Source organism: Nitratireductor sp. ZSWI3, assembly GCF_024655565.1.
In the GTDB taxonomy this organism is placed as follows: Bacteria; Pseudomonadota; Alphaproteobacteria; order Rhizobiales; family Rhizobiaceae; genus Nitratireductor.
Genome location: NZ_JANKOF010000010.1, coordinates 1 through 21,219, shown reverse-complemented (window position 1 = coordinate 21,219; position 21,219 = coordinate 1). Strand labels below are relative to the sequence as shown.

23 protein-coding genes and 1 tRNA gene are annotated in these 21,219 nt (G+C 65.7%); 12 read left to right on the top strand and 12 right to left on the bottom strand.

Translation table 11 applies throughout. The features are described from left to right. Window positions 1-9: 9 nt before the first annotated feature. Window positions 10-1,557, top strand: a complete 1,548-nt coding sequence (locus NUU27_RS05630) for an indolepyruvate oxidoreductase subunit beta family protein (RefSeq protein WP_257761097.1) — start codon at window positions 10-12, stop codon at window positions 1,555-1,557. 168 nt (window positions 1,558-1,725) lie between these two features. Here the strand turns inward: NUU27_RS05630 and NUU27_RS05625 are convergent, their stop codons facing one another. The 5 genes from NUU27_RS05625 to NUU27_RS05605 are packed head-to-tail and all read right to left on the bottom strand — an operon-like array spanning window position 1,726 to window position 6,703. After that, the gene (locus tag NUU27_RS05625) at window positions 1,726-3,207 is read right to left on the bottom strand and encodes an aldo/keto reductase (protein WP_257761096.1); all 1,482 of its coding nucleotides are present in this window, start codon (window positions 3,205-3,207) and stop codon (window positions 1,726-1,728) included. A 4-nt stretch (window positions 3,208-3,211) separates the two neighbouring features. Then, window positions 3,212-4,225, bottom strand: coding sequence for a branched-chain amino acid ABC transporter permease (locus NUU27_RS05620; protein ID WP_257761095.1), 1,014 nt, complete (start codon window positions 4,223-4,225; stop codon window positions 3,212-3,214). Further along, window positions 4,222-5,136, bottom strand: a complete 915-nt coding sequence (locus NUU27_RS05615; protein ID WP_257761094.1) for a branched-chain amino acid ABC transporter permease — start codon at window positions 5,134-5,136, stop codon at window positions 4,222-4,224. The genes NUU27_RS05620 and NUU27_RS05615 overlap by 4 nt, the downstream gene beginning before the upstream one ends. Beyond that, entirely contained in the window at window positions 5,133-5,891 is a 759-nt protein-coding gene (locus NUU27_RS05610; protein WP_257761093.1) for an ABC transporter ATP-binding protein, read from the bottom strand. The genes NUU27_RS05615 and NUU27_RS05610 overlap by 4 nt, the downstream gene beginning before the upstream one ends. Beyond that, window positions 5,888-6,703 carry an ABC transporter ATP-binding protein gene (locus NUU27_RS05605; protein ID WP_257761092.1) on the bottom strand — a complete coding sequence of 272 codons (816 nt, stop codon included), beginning with the start codon at window positions 6,701-6,703 and terminating at the stop codon, window positions 5,888-5,890. Before NUU27_RS05605 ends, NUU27_RS05610 begins: the two co-directional genes overlap by 4 nt. 414 nt (window positions 6,704-7,117) lie before the next feature. Here NUU27_RS05605 and NUU27_RS05600 point away from each other — a divergent pair, with 414 nt between their 5' ends. The 5 genes from NUU27_RS05600 (at window position 7,118) to NUU27_RS05580 (ending at window position 11,965) form a co-directional block, all read left to right on the top strand. Further along, on the top strand, window positions 7,118-7,825 hold the full coding sequence (locus tag NUU27_RS05600) for a GntR family transcriptional regulator (protein WP_257761091.1): 708 nt from the start codon (window positions 7,118-7,120) through the stop codon (window positions 7,823-7,825). Next, a complete protein-coding gene (locus tag NUU27_RS05595) occupies window positions 7,818-8,171 on the top strand; it encodes a TIGR04076 family protein (RefSeq protein WP_257761090.1) in 354 nt (117 codons plus the stop codon). Before NUU27_RS05600 ends, NUU27_RS05595 begins: the two co-directional genes overlap by 8 nt. A 3-nt stretch (window positions 8,172-8,174) precedes the next feature. Then, window positions 8,175-9,224, top strand: coding sequence for an aldo/keto reductase (locus tag NUU27_RS05590; protein WP_257761089.1), 1,050 nt, complete (start codon window positions 8,175-8,177; stop codon window positions 9,222-9,224). A gap of 84 nt (window positions 9,225-9,308) precedes the next feature. Then, the gene (locus NUU27_RS05585; RefSeq protein WP_257761088.1) at window positions 9,309-10,565 is read left to right on the top strand and encodes an ABC transporter substrate-binding protein; all 1,257 of its coding nucleotides are present in this window, start codon (window positions 9,309-9,311) and stop codon (window positions 10,563-10,565) included. A 176-nt stretch (window positions 10,566-10,741) separates the two neighbouring features. Continuing rightward, window positions 10,742-11,965 carry an argininosuccinate synthase gene (locus tag NUU27_RS05580; protein WP_257761087.1) on the top strand — a complete coding sequence of 408 codons (1,224 nt, stop codon included), beginning with the start codon at window positions 10,742-10,744 and terminating at the stop codon, window positions 11,963-11,965. 145 nt (window positions 11,966-12,110) lie between these two features. On the opposite strand, the gene NUU27_RS05575 is transcribed toward NUU27_RS05580, so the two are convergent. Further along, a tRNA-Ala gene (locus NUU27_RS05575) sits at window positions 12,111-12,186 on the bottom strand. Between the two features lie 236 nt (window positions 12,187-12,422). Between NUU27_RS05575 and NUU27_RS05570 the strand changes: the two genes are divergently transcribed. From NUU27_RS05570 to NUU27_RS05560, 3 genes are read left to right on the top strand one after another with little or no spacing between them, the layout of a single operon-like run. After that, window positions 12,423-12,713, top strand: a complete 291-nt coding sequence (locus NUU27_RS05570) for a YggT family protein (RefSeq protein WP_257761146.1) — start codon at window positions 12,423-12,425, stop codon at window positions 12,711-12,713. Window positions 12,714-12,717: 4 nt separating this feature from the next. After that, window positions 12,718-13,047 carry a DUF167 family protein gene (locus NUU27_RS05565; RefSeq protein ID WP_257761086.1) on the top strand — a complete coding sequence of 110 codons (330 nt, stop codon included), beginning with the start codon at window positions 12,718-12,720 and terminating at the stop codon, window positions 13,045-13,047. 54 nt (window positions 13,048-13,101) lie between these two features. Beyond that, a complete protein-coding gene (locus NUU27_RS05560; RefSeq protein ID WP_257761085.1) occupies window positions 13,102-13,713 on the top strand; it encodes a hypothetical protein in 612 nt (203 codons plus the stop codon). Here the strand turns inward: NUU27_RS05560 and ppa are convergent. From ppa to NUU27_RS05535, 5 genes are all read right to left on the bottom strand, one after another. Further along, window positions 13,710-14,249, bottom strand: coding sequence for an inorganic diphosphatase (gene ppa, locus NUU27_RS05555; protein WP_257761084.1), 540 nt, complete (start codon window positions 14,247-14,249; stop codon window positions 13,710-13,712). The genes NUU27_RS05560 and ppa overlap by 4 nt on opposite strands. A 168-nt stretch (window positions 14,250-14,417) precedes the next feature. Beyond that, window positions 14,418-14,924: a GNAT family N-acetyltransferase gene (locus tag NUU27_RS05550; protein ID WP_257761083.1), complete on the bottom strand. Its 507-nt coding sequence runs from the start codon at window positions 14,922-14,924 to the stop codon at window positions 14,418-14,420. Window positions 14,925-15,011: 87 nt separating this feature from the next. Next, window positions 15,012-15,656: a TPM domain-containing protein gene (locus NUU27_RS05545; protein ID WP_257761082.1), complete on the bottom strand. Its 645-nt coding sequence runs from the start codon at window positions 15,654-15,656 to the stop codon at window positions 15,012-15,014. A gap of 1 nt (window position 15,657) precedes the next feature. After that, entirely contained in the window at window positions 15,658-16,530 is an 873-nt protein-coding gene (locus NUU27_RS05540; protein WP_257761081.1) for a YgcG family protein, read from the bottom strand. Window positions 16,531-16,544: 14 nt separating this feature from the next. Further along, window positions 16,545-17,183 (bottom strand): LemA family protein, encoded by a 639-nt coding sequence (locus NUU27_RS05535; RefSeq protein WP_257761080.1) that lies wholly within the window; start codon window positions 17,181-17,183, stop codon window positions 16,545-16,547. Window positions 17,184-17,307: 124 nt separating this feature from the next. On the opposite strand from NUU27_RS05535, the gene NUU27_RS05530 reads away from it, so the two are divergent. From NUU27_RS05530 to NUU27_RS05520, 3 genes are all read left to right on the top strand, one after another. Continuing rightward, entirely contained in the window at window positions 17,308-17,544 is a 237-nt protein-coding gene (locus NUU27_RS05530; protein ID WP_257761079.1) for a hypothetical protein, read from the top strand. Between the two features lie 4 nt (window positions 17,545-17,548). Then, window positions 17,549-18,433, top strand: a complete 885-nt coding sequence (gene pdxY / locus NUU27_RS05525) for a pyridoxal kinase PdxY (protein ID WP_257761078.1) — start codon at window positions 17,549-17,551, stop codon at window positions 18,431-18,433. 76 nt (window positions 18,434-18,509) lie between these two features. Further along, the gene (locus NUU27_RS05520; RefSeq protein ID WP_257761077.1) at window positions 18,510-19,154 is read left to right on the top strand and encodes a carbonic anhydrase; all 645 of its coding nucleotides are present in this window, start codon (window positions 18,510-18,512) and stop codon (window positions 19,152-19,154) included. Window positions 19,155-19,215: 61 nt separating this feature from the next. Here the strand turns inward: NUU27_RS05520 and typA are convergent, their stop codons facing one another. Further along, complete coding sequence (typA, locus tag NUU27_RS05515; RefSeq protein WP_257761076.1) at window positions 19,216-21,039, bottom strand: translational GTPase TypA; 1,824 nt, start codon at window positions 21,037-21,039, stop codon at window positions 19,216-19,218. Window positions 21,040-21,219: the final 180 nt, after the last annotated feature.

Sequence of the window (21,219 nt, the reverse complement as noted above, 5' to 3'; positions counted from 1 at the left end):
AAAGCGGTGATGGTCACGAACGGCAAGAACAGGCACAGCGGCCAGACGATCATCAAGCTCGCCGCGCTGGCGGTCGGGGGGCAGGGTGGCGGCGTGCTGACCAACTGGATCACCGACGTCGCGGAGCGCAACGGCTATCTGGCGCAATCCACCTCGGTGGCCGGTGTCGCGCAGCGCACCGGCGCGACGATCTACTATGTCGAGATGTGCCCCGACACGGGCCGCCGGCCGGTTTTCGCGCTCTCCCCGGCCCAGGGCGATGTGGACATCCTGATCGCCGCCGAGCTGATGGAGGCCGGACGCGCCGTCATGCGCGGCTTCGTGACGCCGGATCGCACCACGCTCATCGCCTCGTCTCACCGCATCGCCGCCGTCTCGGAGAAGATCGAACCCGGGGACGGCCGCGCCGATGCCGAAACGGTCCATGAAAGCGCCCGCCGGGCCGCGAGCCGTTACGTCGCCTTCGACATGGAGAAGATCGCGGTCGAGGCAGGATCTGTCATCTCCGCCAGCCTGTTCGGCGCCCTGGCCGGTTCGGGGGCCCTGCCTTTCCCGCGGGAGAGCTACGAAGAGACCATCCGGGCGTCGGGCCGCGGCGTGAAGGCCAGCCTGGCGGCCTTCGGCATGGCCTATGAGCGGGCTGCCGCGGGTGCCGAAGCAGAAGGCGCCGCCGTCGCTGCCGGGGCGGCCGCCCCGAAAGGCATTGCGGTGCGGGGTCCGGAGCGGCTCGTTGCGCGATGGAATGCGCTGACGGCTCGTGCAGGCGCCTACCCGGAACCCGTCCGCGCGATGGTTCTTGCCGGCCTGCGCAAGGTGGTCGACTACCAGGATCCTGTCTATGGCGCGGAGTATCTGGACCGGGTCGACCAGGCATTGAAACTGGATGGCGAGGAACACGGGCATGCGCTTTCCACCGCGGCTGCCAAGCACCTGGCCAACGCCATGTGCTACGACGATATCCTGCGTGTCGCCGACCTCAAAACACGCACCGCGCGCGACCTGCGCATTCGCAGGGAGATGAATGTCGGCGGCGAGAATGTCCTGCAGGTGACGGAGTTTTTCCATCCGCGCGTCGAGGAGCTCTGCGGGACGTTGCCGGCGCGCCTCGGACTTTTCATCGAGGGACGGCCGGCGCTGGCGGGGTGGATCGACCGGCGCATCAACCGCGGCCGCCGCATTCGCACCGACAGCCTGCTGGGCTTCGGCTCTCTCTGGCTGATCGGAACCCTGCGGCCCTGGCGCCGCTCGCTGCTGCGACATCAGGTGGAGCGGGCGCATCTGGAACGCTGGTATGCGCTGGCGCTGGCCACGGCCCCGAAGGATTATGCGCTGGCGGTCGAGATCCTGAACTGCCGCCGCCTGATCAAGGGCTACAGCGACACGCATGTGCGGGCGCATTCCAAGTTCGACCGGGTCCTGTCCGGCCTGAAGCCGCTGGAAGGCCGTCCCGACGCGGCAGATTGGCTTCGCAGGCTGCGCGAGGCAGCGCTGAAGGACGAGAAGGGAACGATGCTCGACGGCGCGCTGAAGACCATCGCTACTCTGGACGCGGACTGAGCGGGATGAGGAAAAGTGTGAAGCGGTTTTCCGCCCGCATCCCGCTCTAATTTTTGGAATCGATCGCGTTTATGATTTTGGATTGATTCAATCCAAAATCATCGCGATCTGAAACGCAGCTTCAAAGACTTGCAGCGCCCTTTGTGCGTTCGACGGATGCACGGCGCTTCAATCGACGACGGCCTCGGCCTCGATCTCGACCAAGTATTCGCCGACCAGATTGCCGGCCTCGATCAGCGTGTTGGCCGGGCGTATCTGCGCGAACACCCGGCCGTGCACCCGCGACACCGGTTCCCAATGAGCCGCATCGCGCAGGTAGATGCGCGTGCGCACCACGTCGTCCATCGATCCGCCAAGCGCCCGGATCGCGGCGGCGATCTTGTCGAGAATGTAGGTGGCCTGGGCGCCCGGATCGCCCGGGGCGACGCAGCGGTCACTGCCATGCGTGGCCGTCGTGCCTGACACACGGATCGAATCACCGACGCGCATTGCACGGCTATAGCCGGCTAATTCTTCCCAGACGCTGCCTGAGGAAACGCGCATCCGGTTCTTGCGGCCGGGCACCGGCTCGGCGGTGAAGACGGAGGGAATCGCCTGGAGATGATGGCTCAGATCGCCCGAGGCCGTCAGGTAAGGCGGCCGCCTGTATTCGTCGCCGCAATCGCCCGGCACCGGCCGTGTTGCGGCGAAAGCCGCCTCCAGCCGTTCATGGTCTTCCGCGTCGAATGCGAAATCGAAGATCTTCAGGTTGTCGGCGCGGTGTTCGCTCTCGCCGAGCCGGGCGCCGATGATCGCCGCCGCGACGGATTCATGCTCCAGGACCCAGCGCGTCGCTACGTTGGAGATCGACACACGGTGTTTCCTGGCGATCCGGTCGGCGGCCGAAAGGATGCCCTGAAAGGCCTCCCAGCCGCCGGCCGTGTCTATGAAGCGCTTGTATTTCTGTCGGCTCCAGTCGGGGATTTCTGCCGGCTCCTCCTTGCCGAGCCATCTGTTCGAAAGAAAGCCCCCGCACAGCGTGCCGTAGGCAAGGAGCCTGACGCCCGTCGCGCGGCAAAGGTCCGAGAGCGGCCCCGCCGCGCGTCGATCGACCAGCGAAAACGAAACCTGGTTGCTGACGAGGGGAATGCCGTCCGCCAGCGCGACGGCCAGATGAGCCGCATCGAAATTGGTGACGCCGATCTCGCCGATCAGCCCCTCCTCGCGCAAGCGGGTCATCTCGTGCAGCGCATCGAGCCAGGCCGGGTGCTCGAAGGTCCACCAGTGGAACTGCAGGAGATCGACCTTCTCGACCCCCAGCCGCGCAAGCCGCTCCATCACCCCGGCGCGCACCACTTCGGCGGTCATCGGTCCGGGTTCCGGGCACCATTTGGTGAAGGCGCGCGGCCGCCGTGCATCGTCGCGATAGCGGGACAGCAGGCGGCCGGTGATCAGCTCCGCGCTGCCGTAATGGTCGGCCATGTCGAAGGTGTCGAAGCCGGCGTCGGCATAAGCCTGAAGAGCATCGGCCGCCGCATCGGGATCAAGCGGCGCGCCGTCCTTCTCCAGATCAGCCACCTGCCACAGGCCGCAGATGAGGCGGCGCAAGGTCAGCCGGTCGGACAGTCGGCCGGTTTCCGGGCCGGTCGCAAGAAGGGTCTGGTCGCTCATGGTTTCACTCCGGCGGCTGTCTGACAGGTTGCGCGTCGGTGGCGACGCGGATTTTTCGGCTTCCAACGGCTTCGAGGAGGTGCCGCGACACCACGCGCGCCTCGCCGAGTACGCCCTGCGGCCTCAGCAACAGGACGGCGCAGATCGCCACCCCGATCAGCGCAATCTGCAGCGAAGCGGCGCGCGCCTGCTGGCCGGGCTCGAACGTGGCGGAGATGAAGGCGGCGGAGAGCGCCCAGATGCCCCACACCAGCACGGCGCCCAAAATGGCGCCGCGGTTGTTGCCGGAACCGCCGACGATGAGCATCGCCCAGACCTGAAAGGTCAGCATCGGCAGATAGTTTTCCGGCGCGATGAACCCTATGAAATGCGCCTGGACGGCACCGGCCAGCCCCATGATGCCGCCGCCGATGGCGAAGGCCTGCAACCGGAACCGGTTTGCGTTCTTGCCGAGCGCCAGGGCGGCCGGCTCGTCCTCGCGGATAGCCCTCAGCACACGGCCCCACGGACTGCGGACAAGGCGCTCCAATGCCATATAGAGAAGGAGCACAACGGCGGCCACCAATGCGAGGTTCAGAACGCTGAACAAAAGCGGGTCGCCGGCCCGGCCGGCAAAGGGGCGTGGAATGAAGCCGATGCCGAACGGCCCGCCGGTGACGGGCTCGAGGTTGAGCGCAAGAAGCTGCACGGCGGCGGCGATGCCGAAGGTGGCGATGGCCAGATAATCCGCCCGCAGCCTTATGGTCAGCCGGCCGACGAGATAGGCGATCAGCGCCGCCGACAGGGAGCCGCCCAGCCAGCCGAGAGGCATCGGCAGGCCGAAGCCTCCCAGGCGATCGGCGACGTCGGGCGTCGTCAGCAGCGCCGAAACATAGGCGCCGACGGCAACGAAACCGGCAATGCCGACGTTGAACAGGCCGGTCTGCCCCCATTGAAGGTTCAGCCCCAGGCACATGATGGCGTAGGTGAGGGCCATGGTCAGGAAGAAGCAGCCATAGGCGACGAGTTCCACGCTCATGCCTGTGCCCTCCCGAGAAGACCCTGCGGGCGCAACAGCAGCACCAGCACGAGGATGACGAAGGCGACCGCCGTTCGCCACTCCGCGCCGACGAGCTGCACCGTCGCCGCCTCGGCCAGTCCGACGATCAGGCCGGCCAGCATGGCGCCGGGAACGCTGCCGATACCGCCGAGAATCGCCGCCGCGAAAAGCGGCAGGAGCAGGTCGAAGCCCATATAGGGACGCAACTGCACGAGAAGGCCGGACATGATGCCGGCGATGCAGGCGAGCGCTGCCCCGAGCAGCCAGACGACCCGGATGACCCTGCGGACGTCGACGCCCACGACGCCCGCCAGCGCCTGGTTCTCGCTGACCGCGCGCATGGAGCGCCCGATGGCCGTGCGTGTCAGAAGCAGATGCACGCCGATCACGAGTATGGCGGCAAGCGCCAGCGATAAGAGCTGGTCGGGAGTCGCCCGCATCCCCTGTCCGAGCGGCAGGGCGATCTGCAGTTCGCGGGTGAAGTAAGCCGGCTTAGAAGTAAACGCGAACTCGATCAGGCTGCGCAGTGTCAGGGCGGCGCCGAAGCTCGCCATGACCATGACGATGATGGAACTGCGCCTGTGGCGCAGCCGGCCGAAGAGGATCGCATCGACGGCGAGTGCCAGAAGGCCGGTCAGCGCCACCGCGACCAGGCCGGCGAGCGGCAGGGCCCAGCCGAACGAGAAGGGCGCGATGGGTTCCAGAAGACCCGCCGAGAGAGCGCCGAGCGCGGAACTCAGCGCCAGAGCCGCATAGGCGCCGAAGGTCAGGAGCTCGCTGTGGGCGAAATTGGCAAAACGCAGGATCGAGTAGGTCAGCGTCACGCCGATGGCGCCGAGCCCGTAAAGGGCACCCGCCATCAGCCCATCGATCAGCACCTGCGGGTTCATCGACCATTCTCCCCTTGGCGCGCGCGTGCGCCGAGATAGAGCTCGCCGACGATCGGGTCGCTGGAAAGCGTGGCGGCCGGGCCTTCGTGACGCAGCTTGCCTTCGACGAGGATCACCGCGCGATCGGCGACGGCCAGCGCCGCCTTCACGTTCTGCTCCACCAGCACGATCGTGATGCCGGCGCCATTGAGCGCCTTCAAGCGGGCAAACACCTCGCCGACGATTTTCGGGGAGAGGCCTGCCGAAGGCTCGTCGAGGATGAGCACCGACGGTTTGACGACCAGCGCGCGGGCGACCGCCAGCATCTGCCGCTGACCGCCGGAAAGATTGCCGGCGCGCGCGCCGCGTCGGGACGCGAGGTCGGGGAAGAGGCTGTAGACCTCGTCGATCTGCGCGGCCTGCCTGCCTCTGGGCAGGATGTCGGCGGCGAGCTGCAGGTTTTCCCTTATGGACAGCGTGGCGAAGATGTTTTCCGTTTGCGGCACGAAGGCGAGACCGTGCCTCACCTTCTCCTGCACCGGCGACAGGGTGATGTCCTCGCCCGCCAGATGGGTGCTGCCGGAATGGATTGGAACCAGCCCGGCAATCGCCTTCACGAGGGTCGACTTGCCGGCGCCGTTGGGGCCCAGGATCACGACAAATTCGCCCTGCCTTACCGAAAAATCGATGCCGCGGACGATCGGCAGATCGCGCTCGTAGCCGGCGACCAGGTCTCGTGTCGCCAGCGCGGGCGGCGGTGCCGGAGCGGCGCTCATGCGGCCTCGCCCAGATAGGCCTCGATCACCGCCGGGTCCCGCACCACCTCGTCGGGAGTTCCTTCCGTGAGGTAGCGGCCGGCTGCCATCACGACGACACGGCTGCAGAGCCGCGCCACCATGTCCATGTTGTGCTCGATCAGCAGGACCGATTTGCCATCGGCATTGAGCCACCGGATCCGCTCTATGATCACCTCGAGCAGGGACGGGTTGACCCCGGCTGCCGGCTCGTCGAGCAGGATTGCGCGCGGGTCGGCCATCAGAATGCGGGCGAGCTCCAGCAGCTTGCGCTGCCCGCCGGAAAGCACGCGCGCCGGCTCGCTCTCCAGATGCGAGAGGGTCACGAAGTCGAGCAGCGCGCGCGCCTTCTCGACGGCCTGCCGTTCCTCCCGCGCCACCTGCCCGCCGCGCAGGAAATTCATCCAGATGTGCTCGCCGGCCTGGTGCTGCCGGCCGGTGAGCACGTTCTCGAGCACGGTCATCTCGGCAAACGGGCGCGGGATTTGGAACGTGCGGCCGACGCCGTGGCCGATGCGCCGGTCGGCGCCCTCGTGGGAGACATCCCGATCGTCGATGAAGATGCCGCCGGCTGTCGGCTTCAGGCTTCCCGCGATCAGGTTGAACAGCGTCGTCTTGCCTGCGCCATTGGGGCCGATGAGCCCGAGCATCTCGCCTTGATGCAATGTGAGGGAAAGGCCGTCGACCGCGCGCAAGCCACCGAACTGCATGGCGACGTCGCGCACCTGGATCAGCGCCATGCCGCCCTGGGCTGCGCGCTCCTCACCCGGCTGCTGGTCGACATCGGTCGGCATATCGTCCTTGCCAAAACGTGATCAATGATGTTTGATCAAACTTGACATCGCAGCGGAAAGCAACCGGAAAAATGCGTGTGCCTGTACCAAGCAGGTCTCCTGGCAGGCCCGAACGAACATCGCAGCAGGCAAGGTGACGCGGATGACGGCGTATCGAACAGGCCTTCGCTCCCGGCGTTCCCCAGGACAATCGCCTATGATTTTTCCTGCAGGCCGCGCCTGCGACCCTCTCCCGTCCTTCGGACCCCTCTCCTCAAGGGGGAGGGAAGAAAGGTGGCGGGCCCGATCATCCCCCTTCCCCTTGAGGGGTGGGGGTAGCGTACCGCCATATGCGATTGTCCTGCGACGTTACCGGAGCGTGCGCGAGGCGAATCTCTGGTCAGACGCCCGGGACCGGTCGAAAGGTTGCTTCTTATGGTGAGCCGCTCCCCCCTTTCCCCGGTCGGCCGCGAAACCCTCCAGGATCGTGTCTATGCCGAGTTGCGCCGCTCCCTGATGCACGGCATGTTCGATGCGGGGGCGGTGCTGCGCATCCAGGATCTGGCCGCGAAGCTCGACACCAGCACCATGCCGGTGCGCGAGGCGCTCGGCCAGCTGGTGTCCGAACAGGCGCTGGAGGCCCTGCCGAACCGCTCGGTGCGGGTTCCGCTCATCACCCGCGAGCGGCTGGACGATCTGGCGCGAGCGCGGGTTCTCGTCGAAGGAGCGCTGACCTCCCTGGCGAGCGGCCGATTGACGGCGCCGGATTTCGAGACCCTGCGCGCGCTGACGGAACGCTGCGACGCCGCCTTCGGCAGCGACGATCCGGACAAGGCCCACACCACGTCCGAACTCAATCACAGTTTCCACTTCCACATCTACCGGGCGGCGGGCTCTGCCGTCCTCATCCCGGTGGTCGAGAGCCTGTGGCTGCAATCGGGACCCTATGTGCGCGCGGCCGCGCAGATTCACGACGAGGACCGCGACATCCGAGCCACGCATTTCCACTGGGCGCTGATCGAGGCGATGGAACGGCGCGACGCGGACGCCTCCGTTCGGGCGCTGACGCAGGACATCACCCGCTCCTTCGATCTCATTCGCGGCGCTCTCGATGCCCGGGAGAAGGTGGTGCGCTATGGCTGAGCGGAGAGACGACGGCTTCGAACTCTACGATCTGCGCGTCGACGTGGTGGTGCCGGAGGGCCAGCCGATCTTCTGCGGTGCAAAACCCGGTGATCATTTCGAGCTGCGCGGCGAGATGCTCCATCTGCCGCCAGGCCAGGGCTTCTCGATCTACTCGCTGGCCGCCGTCCTGCCCCTCCTGGCCGCCAAGCAACGGCCGACCCATGACAACGACTGGATGACCACCGATGCGGAGGTGGCCTGTCCCGATCCGAACTGCGCGTCGCGGCTGCGCATCACGCGCCTCGGCAGGCGCCGTTTCAGCCACGCCGACACCACGGCCGTGCCCTTGAAGAGGACCGAATAGTTCATGCACCGAATCGAGCTTGCCCCCGGCTATGAGATTTCCCGTGTCATCCGTGGCGGCTGGCAGATGTCGAGCGGGCACAGCGCGGCGCAAAGCGGGGATCCCGTGGCCGACATGGTGGCCTGCGCCGACGCCGGCATAACCACTTTCGACTGCGCCGACATCTACACCGGGGTCGAGGAGATGATCGGCCGCTTCCGCAAGCACTATGCGGATCTGCGCGGCACCGATGCGCTCAAGGCCGTCAAGATCCACACGAAATGCGTGCCGGATCTCGACCTGTTGCCGAAACTGACCAAGGCCACGGTCGCCGGCATCATCGAGGAATCCCTGCGCCGGCTCGGCCAGGAGAGGCTCGATCTCGTCCAGTTCCACTGGTGGGACTATGCAGTGCCGGGGTGGCTCGACGCGGCGCACTGGCTCGGGGAACTGCAGCGGGCAGGCAAGATCGACAGGCTCGGCGCCACCAATTTCGACACCGCCCACATGCGGCAGATCATTGAAAGCGGCGTGCCGCTGGTGTCGATGCAGGTCCAGTATTCCCTGCTCGACGGCCGCCCCGCCAGGCACATGGCGCAAGCTGCGGCGCGCCATGGCGTTTCTCTGCTCTGCTACGGCACGGTGGCGGGCGGTTTCCTGAGCGAGCGCTGGCTGGGGGGCGCCGAACCGGTGGCGCCGCTCGAGAACCGCTCGCTGACCAAATACAAGCTGATCATCGACGATTTCGGCGGCTGGGACCTGTTCCAGGCGCTCCTGTCGAGGCTGGATGCCGTCGCCCGGCGCCACGGCAGCACCATCGCGACCGTTGCGAGCGCCATGATGCTGCAGCGGCCGGCGGTGGCCGCCGCCATTGTGGGGGCGCGCAACCGCGCGCATCTGGCCTCGAATCTGGCCATCGCCGATCTTGCCCTGACGGCGGAGGACATCGCCGGGATCGATGCCGTTCTGGGGCAGGCGAGCGCTATCGAGGGCGACGTGTTCGACCTGGAGCGCGATCGGCACGGGCGCCACGGGTCGATCATGAAATACAACCTGAACGCCGGAGCCGCCTGACCGCGGAACAAGGACTGCAAGACAAGAGACGGCCGCAGGGAAACGGCCCGGACAAACAAGGAAACCAGATAGGGGAACGCAACGATGAAGAAGATGCTTCTGCTCACCACTCTGCTTGCGGGATTGGTCGCCCCGGCGGCCGCGCAGGATTGCGACATCACCATCGGCCTGGTCATGGAACTGACCGGACCGGCCGGACAGTACGGTCAGGCGGGCGCCAAATCCGTCGAGATGGCCTTCCGCGACTTCAACGAAGCGGGCGGCGTCGACGGCTGCAAGCTGGTGACCGACACGCGCGACAGTCAGAGCCAGGGCAATGTCGCCGTCGATCAGGCGACCCAGCTCGTCAACGTGAAGAAGGTGCCGGTCATCATCGGCGGCATCATCTCGTCGGTGTCGATCCCGATCCTGACCTCGGTGACGGCCGCTGCCGGCGTCGTGCAGGTCTCGCCGGCGTCCTCCTCGCCGACGCTGACGGCGCTCGGTCGCGACGGCAAGACCAACGGCGTGTTCTTCCGCACCATCACGTCCGATGCGCTGCAAGGCACTGCAGCGGCGAGATATGCGCTCGACCAGGGGCTGAAGAAGCTGGCGATCATCCACGTCAACAACGATTTCGGCGTCAACATGGTGCGCGAATTCAAGGCCGCCTATGAAAAGCTCGGCGGCACGGTGACCTCCGTCACCCCCTACAACGAGCGCCAGGCGAACTATGCCTCGGAAGCCAGCGCGGCGATGGCGGGCGATCCGGAAGCGCTCTATCTCGTGAGCTACCCGGTCGACGGCGCCACCATTGCGCGCGCCTGGATCTCGGGCGGTGGCCCGCAGAAGTTTCTGCTCAACGACGGCATGAATTCGGAAGAATTCATCGAGGCCGTCGGCGCCAAGTACCTGAACGAGGCCTACGGCACCTCCTCGGGCACCAATCCGACCGCCTCGACGGAGTATTTCTACGCCAATTACGAGAGCTTTTCAGGCGGCATCAAGCCCGATGCGCCGGCCGCGGACCGCTCCTATGACGCGGGCGCCATCGTCGCCCTCGCCGTCGCCAAGGCCGGCAAGGGCGATCCGGCAGCGATCAAGGCGGCTATCCCCGAAGTGGTCGCGGCGGGGGGCGAAGTCGTCCACGCCGGCAAGGACGAATTCGCGAAGGCGCTGGCGCTGATCAAGGACGGCAAGCCGATCAAATACGAAGGCGTCATCGGACCAGTCGGCTTCGACCAGTATGGCGACATCACCGGTCCGTTCCGTCTCTGGCAGATCAAGGACGGCACGGTGACCACGGTGGGCGAGATGAGCGCGGAGGAAGTGGCCGAGGTAAAGGCGGACGTCGCCAAATAGAAAATGCCGCTTCATTCGGGGGCGAGGGGCTGCGTCGTTTCGGCGTGGCCCTTCTCATTTGTGCGGCTTGGCCTTGCTCGCGCGGCCATTCCTGATAATAGTCGGCCCAACTCATGGGGCTTCGGCGCGCGGGGCTCCGTCGGCTCCGCCGAGACTCTCGAAAACCGGACAAAACCATGACCCAACACAAAGACGTCAAGAAGGTCGTGCTCGCCTATTCGGGCGGCCTCGACACCTCGATCATCCTGAAGTGGCTGCAGACCGAATTCGGCGCCGAGGTGGTCACCTTCACCGCCGATCTCGGCCAGGGCGACGAGTTGGAGCCGGCACGCAGGAAGGCCGAGATGCTCGGCATCAAGCAGATCTACATCGAGGATGTGCGCGAGGAGTTCGTGCGCGATTTCGTCTTTCCGATGTTCCGCGCCAATGCGCTCTACGAAGGCACCTATCTTCTCGGCACGTCCATCGCCCGGCCGCTGATCTCCAAGCGCCTGGTCGAGATCGCCGCCGAGACCGGCGCCGACGCCATCGCCCATGGCGCGACCGGCAAGGGCAACGACCAGGTGCGCTTCGAGCTTTCGGCCTATGCGCTCAACCCGGACATCAAGGTCATCGCGCCCTGGCGCGACTGGACCTTCAAGTCGCGCACCGACCTTCTGAAGTTCGCCGAGGCGCACCAGATTCCCGTGCCGAAGGACAAGCAGGGCGAGGCGCCGTTCTCGGTCGACGCCAATCTCCTGCACTCGTCCTCCGAAGGCAAAGTGCTGGAAGATCCGTGGAGCGAGCCGCCGGAATATGTGCACCAGCGAAGCGTTTCGCCGATGGATGCGCCCGACCAGCCGACGGAGATCACCATCTCGTTCAAGGCCGGCGATGCGGTTGCCATCAATGGCGAGGCGATGTCGCCGGCCACGCTCCTGAAGGCGCTCAACGATCTCGGCCGGGACAACGGCATCGGCCGCATCGATCTCGTCGAGAACCGCTTCGTCGGCATGAAGTCGCGCGGCGTCTACGAGACGCCGGGCGGCACGATCCTGCTCGCCGCGCACCGCGCCATCGAATCGATCACGCTCGATCGGGGCGCCGCGCATCTCAAGGACGAGCTGATGCCGCGCTATGCGGAGCTGATCTACAACGGCTTCTGGTTCTCGCCGGAGCGTGAGATGCTGCAGGCGGCTATCGACAAGAGCCAGCAGGATGTTGAAGGCGACGTGCGCCTGAAGCTCTACAAGGGCAACGTCATCGTCACCGGTCGCAAGTCCGGCAAATCGCTCTACTCCGATGCGTTGGTGACGTTCGAGGACGATCAGGGCGCCTACGACCAGAAGGACGCGGCGGGCTTCATCAAGCTCAACGCCCTGCGCCTGCGGACGCTGGCGGCGCGCAAGCGCCAGGGCTGAACGCTCGGCATTTGTGCAAAGCGCCTTTCCCCTGCCCGGCAGGGGGAAGGCCGTTCCGCCGGAGCGGCAAATGTTCCGAAGAAAAACGGTTCCAGCTCGCCCTCTCGAGCGGGCCATCGGCTTCAGTGTATGGGAGTTGGCCGGCTGGTGGAGCTGAGGGGGATCGAACCCCTGACCTCGTCATTGCGAACGACGCGCTCTCCCATCTGAGCTACAGCCCCGTATCGCCGGTGGGCCGCATTTAGGTCCGCAGCCACCGGCCTGTCAAGAAGCGAGTTTGCCCAAATGCAGGGCTGGCCCGGTGATTTTTCAGCCGGACGGCGTGGCGGCGGCGGCGCAAAAAAGACGGTCGGACTTGCCGGGTCCGGCGGCAATGGCTACATGTCGCAAAAATCGTGGCGCCACGGCTGAACGGCCGGCTTTCGGCGCACATATCCATCTGGCCCAGGAGACCGGCATGCTCGCGCTTATCCAGACCATCGTCATGGCGCTCGACATTTATTGGTGGCTGATTATCGCGTCCGCCGTCTTTTCCTGGCTGTATGCCTTCAACGTCGTCAATCCGCGCAACCAGTTCGTCGGGTCCATCGGCAACTTCCTGTTCCGGGTGACGGAGCCGGCCCTGCGACCGATCCGCAATGTGCTGCCCGATCTCGGCGGGATCGACATCTCGCCGATCATCCTGCTTTTGATTCTCTTCTTCGTCCGCCAGTTCATTCTGACGACGGTCGCGCCAGCGCTGCTGTGACCTAATGCCGGGCACTCCCGCCTGGTATCGCCCCACCAGCGACGGCGTCGCCGTGTTCGTCCGGCTGACGCCGAAGTCGTCACGCGATGCGGTCGAGGGACTTGCCGAGACCGATGACGGGCGAAGCCATCTGAAGGTTCGCGTGCGCGCGGTGCCGGAGAACGGCAAGGCGAATGCGGCACTGGAAAAGCTGCTTGCCAAGCAGCTTCGCTTGCCCGCGAGCGCCGTTTCCGTCGCCGGCGGCGCGACGTCCCGGCTGAAGACGGTCGAGATGAAGGGCGAAGCGGCCGATATCCTGAAACGGCTGGAAGCACTGGTGGCGGCGAAAGGATAGGCTGCGTCGCCAAAACCCGTTACTGTGCGGTCGCAACCAACAGGAGCGATCGTCATGCGACGGGCATTGATCGGCTGTCTTTTCATCGCCATGACAGGACCTGCTGTCACAGCCGAGATCGAAAGCGCCCATACCGAGCTGGACATCGGCAAGGACTGCGCGGCCTTTGCGACCCCGGCGGCGGACGAGTCGGCCGACTGGGCGAGCTACGTCTGCCCCGGCTGGCGCGGCTATCCGGTGCTCGTCTTCTATGGCGATCTGCGGGAATCGATCTTCTACGGCTTTCCGCCCGAGGGAGATCCGGCACGCGACTGGGAAAGCTTCGCCGCTTTCAACCGCACCGGAACAACGATCGAATGGCGGATCCTGGTTGACGGCGAACGGAGGAGTCCGATCGCCACGATCCATCGCTGGTTCGTCAGCGCCGACGAAGGCGAGGACGAGGACATCGAGGTGCTGGTGGTCGAGAAGGTCGGCCAGGTGCAGGAGCGCCAGGGCTGCGTGATGGGCTATGTGGTGGCGACCGGAAACGAAAACGCCAATGAAAAAGCCCGCCGCATCGCCGATGAGCAGGCTTTCGATTTCGCTTGCGGCGCCGACCAGCCGGTGATCGATGCGGGAACCGTTCCGCTACCGGCACCGAGCGGCGGCGACAACGGGGGTTAGCCGGCCTTGCTGGCCTTGGCCCGGTCGACGGCCTCGACGATCAGCCTGCGGGCGGCAGCGGCGTCCATCCAGTCGCCGATCTTCACCCATTTGCCGGGCTCCAGATCCTTGTAGTGCTCGAAGAAGTGCTGGATCTGCTGCAGGGTGATCTCCGGCAGGTCCGTGTAGTTCTTCACCATCTCGTAGCGGCGCGTCAGGTGCGGCGAGGGGACGGCGATGATCTTTTCGTCCTGGCCGGAATTGTCTTCCATGATCAGCACGCCGATCGGCCGCACATTGATCACGCAGCCGGGAATGAGCTGGCGCGTGTTGCAGACGAGCACGTCGATCGGATCACCGTCATCGGACAGCGTGTGCGGGACGAAGCCGTAATTGCCCGGGTAGGTCATCGGGGTGTAGAGGAAACGGTCGACGACCAGCGTTCCGGAATTCTTGTCCATCTCGTATTTGATCGGCTGTCCGCCGACCGGGACTTCGATGATGACGTTGACGTCTTCCGGTGGATTCTTGCCGGTGGCGATGGCGTCTATGCGCATGGGAGAAGCGTTCCTTCATTCTGACAGATCGAGGCTGTGTCGGCCCGGTGCGATGGCCAGGCGAGCCAACCGGATCGTGCAGCCTGGAAAGAATGGGAGGGCTTTATCGTGTCGCGCGCCGCATGGCAATGCGAACGATGTTGCAGTGCGAAAGATTCGCGGCGCAGATCAGTCCCAGACGAAGGCCAGCTTGCGCAGGGCCTTGCTGTCGAAGACCTCGACACCTTCGGCCACGTCGCGCCCGCCGGCACCGGCATAGAAGGCGATGGCTGTGCTGTTGTCTTCCAGCGCCCAGACGACGAGGCCCTTGAGGCCATGGGCGGCAAGCATCTCGCGCGCCGCCGCGAACAGGCGCGAGCCGAAACCGATGCCCTGGTATTCGGGGCTCAGATAGAGCTCGTAGATCTCGCCCTGGTGGGGAAGCTCGCGGGCGCGGTTGCGGCCGAGCGTTGCATAGCCGGCGACCTCGCCGCCGACCTCGAGCACGAGGACCGTCGCGGAACGCCGGATGGCGTTGCCCCACCAGCGCGGTCCGCGCCGTCCGATCATGCGGCCCAGTGCGCGATGGGGTATGATGCCGGTGTAGGCGCCGCGCCAAGCCCTGTCGTGGACCTCGGCCACCGCCTCGGCGTCCTTCGGCTCTGCTCGTCTGATGTCGATCGTCAGCGTCTTCATGGTTTCTTAACCATAGCTGCGTCGGTGAGGGATGCGCAAGCATTAGAGAGCCTGTCTTTGCGGTAACGCCCAGCCAGCCGAAAGTGCTCAGATTTCCGTCAAACGGTCTTCGATTTCATTGGGATTAAGCCGGCCGACGGGGAAATGCTCGGCCAGAACGGCGCCGACGCGGGAGACAGCCTCCACAAATCCCTCGGCGAGCGCGGCTTTTTGCGCGTGGGCGAGCAGAATCGCCACCGTATCGTTCCACACCGCCTGCTCAACACGCTCATCGATCTCACGATCCGCCACAATCTCAACGTATCGTTCCGCCAGCGAAACAAAAATCAAGACACCGGTGCGATGCTGGGTCGTGTGGATGTTGTGGGCGAGGAACTGCTTCTGCGCGTTGTCATGGGCGCGGCGGTATTTGAGCGCCTTCGGCACCAGCGCGGCGCGCAGGCCGGGGAAAGCCGTTACGAGGAGCGCGGCAGCGGCGAAGGCGGCGAGTTGTGCCGTGGCGAAGGCCACCGGATCGATCACGACCCACCAGAATTCGAGGCCGAGCGCGACAAGCGGACCGAGAATCAGGATCGCCAGGGCCACGATGAGGCCGGCGGGGTAGAGATACGCATCGCTCGAGCGCGCCAGGACGCAGTAGATCTCGCCGCTGGTGTTGCGCTCGGCATCCCTGATCGCCTGGGCGATGCGATCGTGCTCACTTGCGCTGAGCGTCTTGTCCCGTCTTGTCATTCTACCAGCTCCCCGAGGCGCCACCGCCGCCGGACGAGCCGCCGCCGCCGGAGAACCCTCCGCCTCCGGACGACCATCCGCCGGATGACCGTCCACTCGACGAACGCCGGCCCGATTTGTTGTAGCTGACGTCCATGCCGAGCCAGCGATAGCGGCCCGGCCCGATCTTGCGGCCAAAGATCGGCGGCAGGAACGCGAAGGCGAATCCGCCGAAGAAGAACGTGCCCCAGACGAGCATGAACAGGAGCACCGGCCAGGGGATGCTCTCTTCCTGCTGCCGGTTGCGCTCGGCGCGGGCTTCCAGTTCGGCCGCATTGCCCTCGAGCACCATGATCATGTCGTCGACGGCGCGGCTGATGCCGCCCGAAAAATCGCCGGCGCGGAAGGCCGGCACCATGGTGTTCTCGATGATCAGCTTCGAATGCAGGTCGGTCAGGGTGCCTTCGAGCCCGTAACCCACCTCGATGCGCATCTTGCGGTCGTCGAGCGCCACGAGGAGGAGGATGCCGTTGTTCTCACCGGCCTGGCCGATGCCCCAGGCGCGAAAGAGGCGGTTGGCGAAAGGCTCCAACGCCTCGCCCTCAAGGCTGCGGATGGTGGCGACGACGATCTGGTCGGAGGATCTAGCTTCAAAGGCGGCGAGCTTTTCGGTCAGCGCCCGCTCCGCCGCATCGTCGATGATGCCGGCATTGTCGACCACGCGACCGGTGAGCGGCGGGATCTCGGCGGCGAAAAGCGACGTGGCAAAAAGCGATGGGGCGAAAAGCGATGCGGCGAGAACGGCGAGGCAGATCGCCAGCATCGCGCGCAGCCGGCCTGCGAGCCGGCCGACACGCTCCGGCCCCGTCGAGACGCGCGACAATGCCTCCCCCATCGAGCGAAACCCGATCAGCCGCCGGTCTTGGCGTCGAAATTCACCGATGGAACCTCCATCTTGTCCTCGGCGATGGTGAAGGTCTCGAACGGTTTTGCGTCGGTGAACCAGAATTTGGCCCACAGCATGGACGGCAGCGTCCTCAGGGAGGTGTTGTAGGCCCGCACCGCCTCGATATAGTCGCGGCGGGCGACGGCGATCCTGTTCTCGGTTCCTTCGAGCTGAGCCTGCAGGGCAAGGAAATTCTGGTTGGACTTCAGGTCGGGGTAGTTCTCGACCACCGCCAAAAGCCGCGAAAGGGCGCCCGTCAGGCCCGCCTGCCCTTCCTGAAAGGCCTTGAAGGCCTCGGGATTGCTGAGCATCTCCGGCGAGACCTGCACCTGGGTCGCCTTGGCACGCGCCTCGACGACGCCCTGCAGCACCTCACGCTCCTGCGCCGCATAGCCCTTCACCGTCTCGACCAGATTGGGAATGAGATCGGCGCGACGCTGATACTGGTTGAGCACTTCGCTCCATGCCGCCTTGGCCTTCTCCTCCTGCGTCGGAATGGTGTTGAAGCCGCAGGCCGTCAACAATGGAAGAATCAGGATCAGGGCGACAAAGGTGAAAGGGCCGCGCGGAAAACGGGCGGCAAAGGGCTTGGCGTAGGACATGGATCGACCCCTCGTCGACATTGGATCTGGCGACATTAGAACATGGACCACTGATAGGAAACCAATTCCGATCATCGCCTCCGTGCTGTAGGGTTTCGGCCATTGTGCTCACATGGACTGTTGCATGACGCCACGACGAAAGGACGACAAGGCCGAAACCGAATCCCGCCGCATCCTGGAGCGCGTGGGCCGTGAAAGCGAAAGCTCCATGCTCGGCCGCGTGCGTGACCATGTGACGGCGAACGACGTTCGCAAGGACGATCCGGTGGAGCTGTGGGGAACGCGCATCGGTCGCACGATCGCGGTGACGGTGCTCGTCGCGCTGATCGCGTGGCTCTTCTACTATGTGTTCGGCGGATAGCGCCATGACGGGATCGCAGGCCAGCGGCGCAGGGCGTGCCGTCATCGTGGTCTCCAGCCATGTCGCGCGCGGCAGCGTCGGCAACCGCGCGGCCGTTTTCGCGCTCGAAACGCTGGGCTTTCCCGTCTGGGCGGTGCCGACCATCCTGTTGCCCTGGCATCCGGGGCATGGCCCGGCAACGCGGATCGTGCCGCAAGCCGACGCGTTCGAGCGGTTCCTCGCCGACCTCGCAAACGCCCCCTGGCTGGGCGAAGTGGCCGGTGTGCTGACCGGCTATCTGGGCTCCGCCGATCAGGTCGAGGCCATCGCGGGGCTGGTGCGCAAGGTCAAGACGGCCAACCCGCGGGCGCTCTATGTCTGCGATCCCGTGATCGGCGACCGGCAGGGTCTCTACGTGCCCGAGGCGACGGCGCGCGCTATCGGCAGCACGCTGATGCCGCTCGCCGACATCGCCACGCCGAACCGCTACGAGCTCGAATGGCTGACCGGGCTTGCGATCGCCGATACGGCCGCGGCGGTCGCCGCCGCGCGCAGGGCGGGGCCCGGACGTGTGCTGGTGACATCCGCGCCGACCGGCAGAAAGGGCCGGCTGGCAAATCTCCTGGTGACGCCCGACAGGGTGTTGCGGGCCGAGCACGACAGCATCCCCAAGGCGCCCAACGGCACCGGAGACCTGACTGCGGCGCTCTATCTGGCGCGCATCCTGGCAGGGGAAAGGCCGGCCGAAGCTCTGGCCCTGACGACGGGGTCGGTGGTGGAGGTGCTCGGCAAGGCCGCCGAGCGCGGTGCCGACGAGCTGATGCTGGAAACCGACCGGCCGAGCCTCAGCCAGCCGCAGGTGGAGATCAGGGTCGAGGCTGTCGGGGAGCCCGTTTCCCGCACGGCCTGACCGGACGCGCGGGGCGCCGGGCCGGATTGCACAATGCACGTTGCCTGCCGCGCCATTTCCGGTTATTCGGCATTCCATGACCCATCTGCCCGAACGATTGCTCGCCGGCTATCGCAACTTCATGGCCGGGCGATATTCCTCCGAAAGCGACCGGTATCGTTCCCTGGCCAAGGAAGGCCAGTCTCCCCAGACCATGGTGATCGCCTGCTGCGATTCCCGTGCCGCTCCGGAGACGATCTTCGATTGTGGGCCGGGTGAGCTTTTCGTGGTGCGCAACGTCGCCAATCTGGTGCCGCCCTATGCGCCCGACGGCCAGCATCACGGCACTTCGGCGGCGCTGGAATTCGCGGTGCAGAGCCTGAAGGTGAAGCACATCGTCGTCATGGGGCACGGACGGTGCGGCGGCATCGGCGCCGCTCTCAACCCGTCCGCCGAGCCGCTGTCGCCGGGCGATTTCATCGGCAAGTGGATGGGCCTGGTGGCGCCGGCGGCGGAGGCCCTCACCAGCAATCCGATGATGACGCCCGCCGAGCGCCAGACGGCGCTCGAGCGCATATCGATCCGCTACCAGGTCGCCAATCTGCGCAGCTTCCCGTGCGTGAAGATCCTTGAGGACAAGGGCCGTCTTTCGCTGCACGGGGCGTGGTTCGACATCTCGAGCGGCGAACTCTGGGTCATGAACCCGCAGACCGGCGATTTCGCCCGTCCGGAGCCCGAATGAGCTGATCCGAAGGCCCGCCGGCGTTGCCGATGTCGGCGCGGGAAAGACCGGAGCGGCGTTGTTACGCCGCCCCAACCTTCTGCTTTTCGAAGCGCTTGCGCTCGTGCGGGTCGAGGTAGAGCTTGCGCAGGCGGATCGACTTGGGCGTCACCTCCACCAGCTCGTCGTCCTGAATCCAGGAGAGCGCGCGTTCCAGCGTCATGCGGATCGGCGGCGTCAGCTTCACGGCTTCGTCCTTGCCGGCGGCGCGGATGTTGGTGAGCTTCTTGCCCTTCAGGACGTTCACCTCGAGGTCGTTGTCGCGGCTGTGAATGCCGATGATCATCCCCTGATAGACCTTCGTGCCGGCGTCGATGACCATCGGCCCGCGGTCCTCCAGGTTGAACAGCGCATAGGCGGCCGCCTCGCCGTTGTCGTTGGAGATGAGCACGCCGTTGATCCGGCCGCCGATCTCGCCCTTGTAGGGCTGATACTCGTGGAAAAGCCGGTTCATGATCGCCGTGCCGCGGGTGTCGGTCAGCAGCTCCGACTGGTAGCCGATCAGGCCGCGCGTGGGCGCGTGGAAGACCAGGCGCTGACGGTCGCCGCCGGAAGGCTTCAGCTCGATCATCTCGGCCTTCCGCTCGGACATCTTCTGCACCACGATGCCCGAATGCTCCTCGTCCACGTCGATAACCACTTCCTCGACCGGTTCGAGGATCTGGCCGCTCTCATCCTTCTGCATGACGACGCGCGGACGCGACACGGCGAGCTCGAAGCCCTCGCGGCGCATGGTTTCGATCAGGACGGCGAGCTGCAATTCGCCGCGCCCGGAGACGTAGAAGGAGTCCTTGTCCTCGGCTTCCTCGATCTTCAGCGCGACGTTGCCTTCAGCCTCCTTCAAGAGGCGGTCGCGGATGACGCGGCTCGTCACCTTGTCGCCCTCGGTGCCCGCAAGCGGCGAATCGTTGACGATGAAGCTCATCGTCACGGTCGGCGGATCGATGGGCTGGGCTTCCATGGGCTCGCTGACGGCGGGATCGCAGAACGTGTCGGCCACGGTACCCTTCTGCAAGCCGGCGATGGCGACGATGTCGCCCGCCTGCGCTTCCTCGATCGGCTGGCGCTCGAGCCCGCGGAAGGCGAGGATCTTCGAGATGCGGCCGTTTTCCAGCAGGGTGCCGTCATGGTGAAGCACCTTCACCGCCTGGTTCGGCTTGACGGATCCGGCTGCGATGCGGCCGGTGATGATGCGGCCGAGGAAGGGATTGGCCTCGAGGATCGTGCCGATCATGCGGAACGGCCCCGGCTCGGTGGCCGGCTCCGGCACATGTTCCAGCACCAGGTCGAACAGGGGGCCGAGGCCCTGGTCCTTCGGCCCCTCAGGGCTGTGGTTCATCCAGCCGTCGCGGCCCGAACCGTAGAGAATCGGGAAATCGAGCTGCTCATCCGTCGCATCGAGTGCGGCGAAGAGGTCGAACACCTCGTTGATCACCTCGTCGGCGCGTGCGTCCGGGCGGTCGATCTTGTTGATGGCGACGATCGGCTTCAGGCCCACCTTCAGCGCCTTGCCGACGACGAACTTCGTCTGCGGCATCGGGCCTTCGGCGGCATCCACCAGAAGCACGGCACCGTCCACCATCGACAGGATGCGCTCGACCTCGCCGCCGAAATCGGCGTGGCCGGGCGTGTCGACGATGTTGATGCGGGTGTCCTTCCATTCGACCGAGGTGGCCTTGGCCAGGATGGTGATGCCGCGTTCCTTCTCAAGGTCGTTGGAATCCATCGCCCGCTCGGCGATGCGCTGGTTCTCGCGGAACGCGCCGGATTGCTTCAGAAGTTCGTCAACGAGTGTCGTCTTCCCATGGTCGACATGGGCGATGATCGCGATATTGCGCAGTTTCATGGTCGCTCTTTGGGGTCGGCGGGGCACGCGCGAAGGGTGGCGCAGCCAGTTTCTGTCGCCGCGCTCATACAGGTTTTTTCGCAGATGCGAAAGTGCGCAGTGTTTCGAGGTGCGGCGGGTCGTCTGGCAAAAGGCCTCGCCGGCAAGAATGAGCCGTGCGCCGGGGCCGTTCGCCCCGGC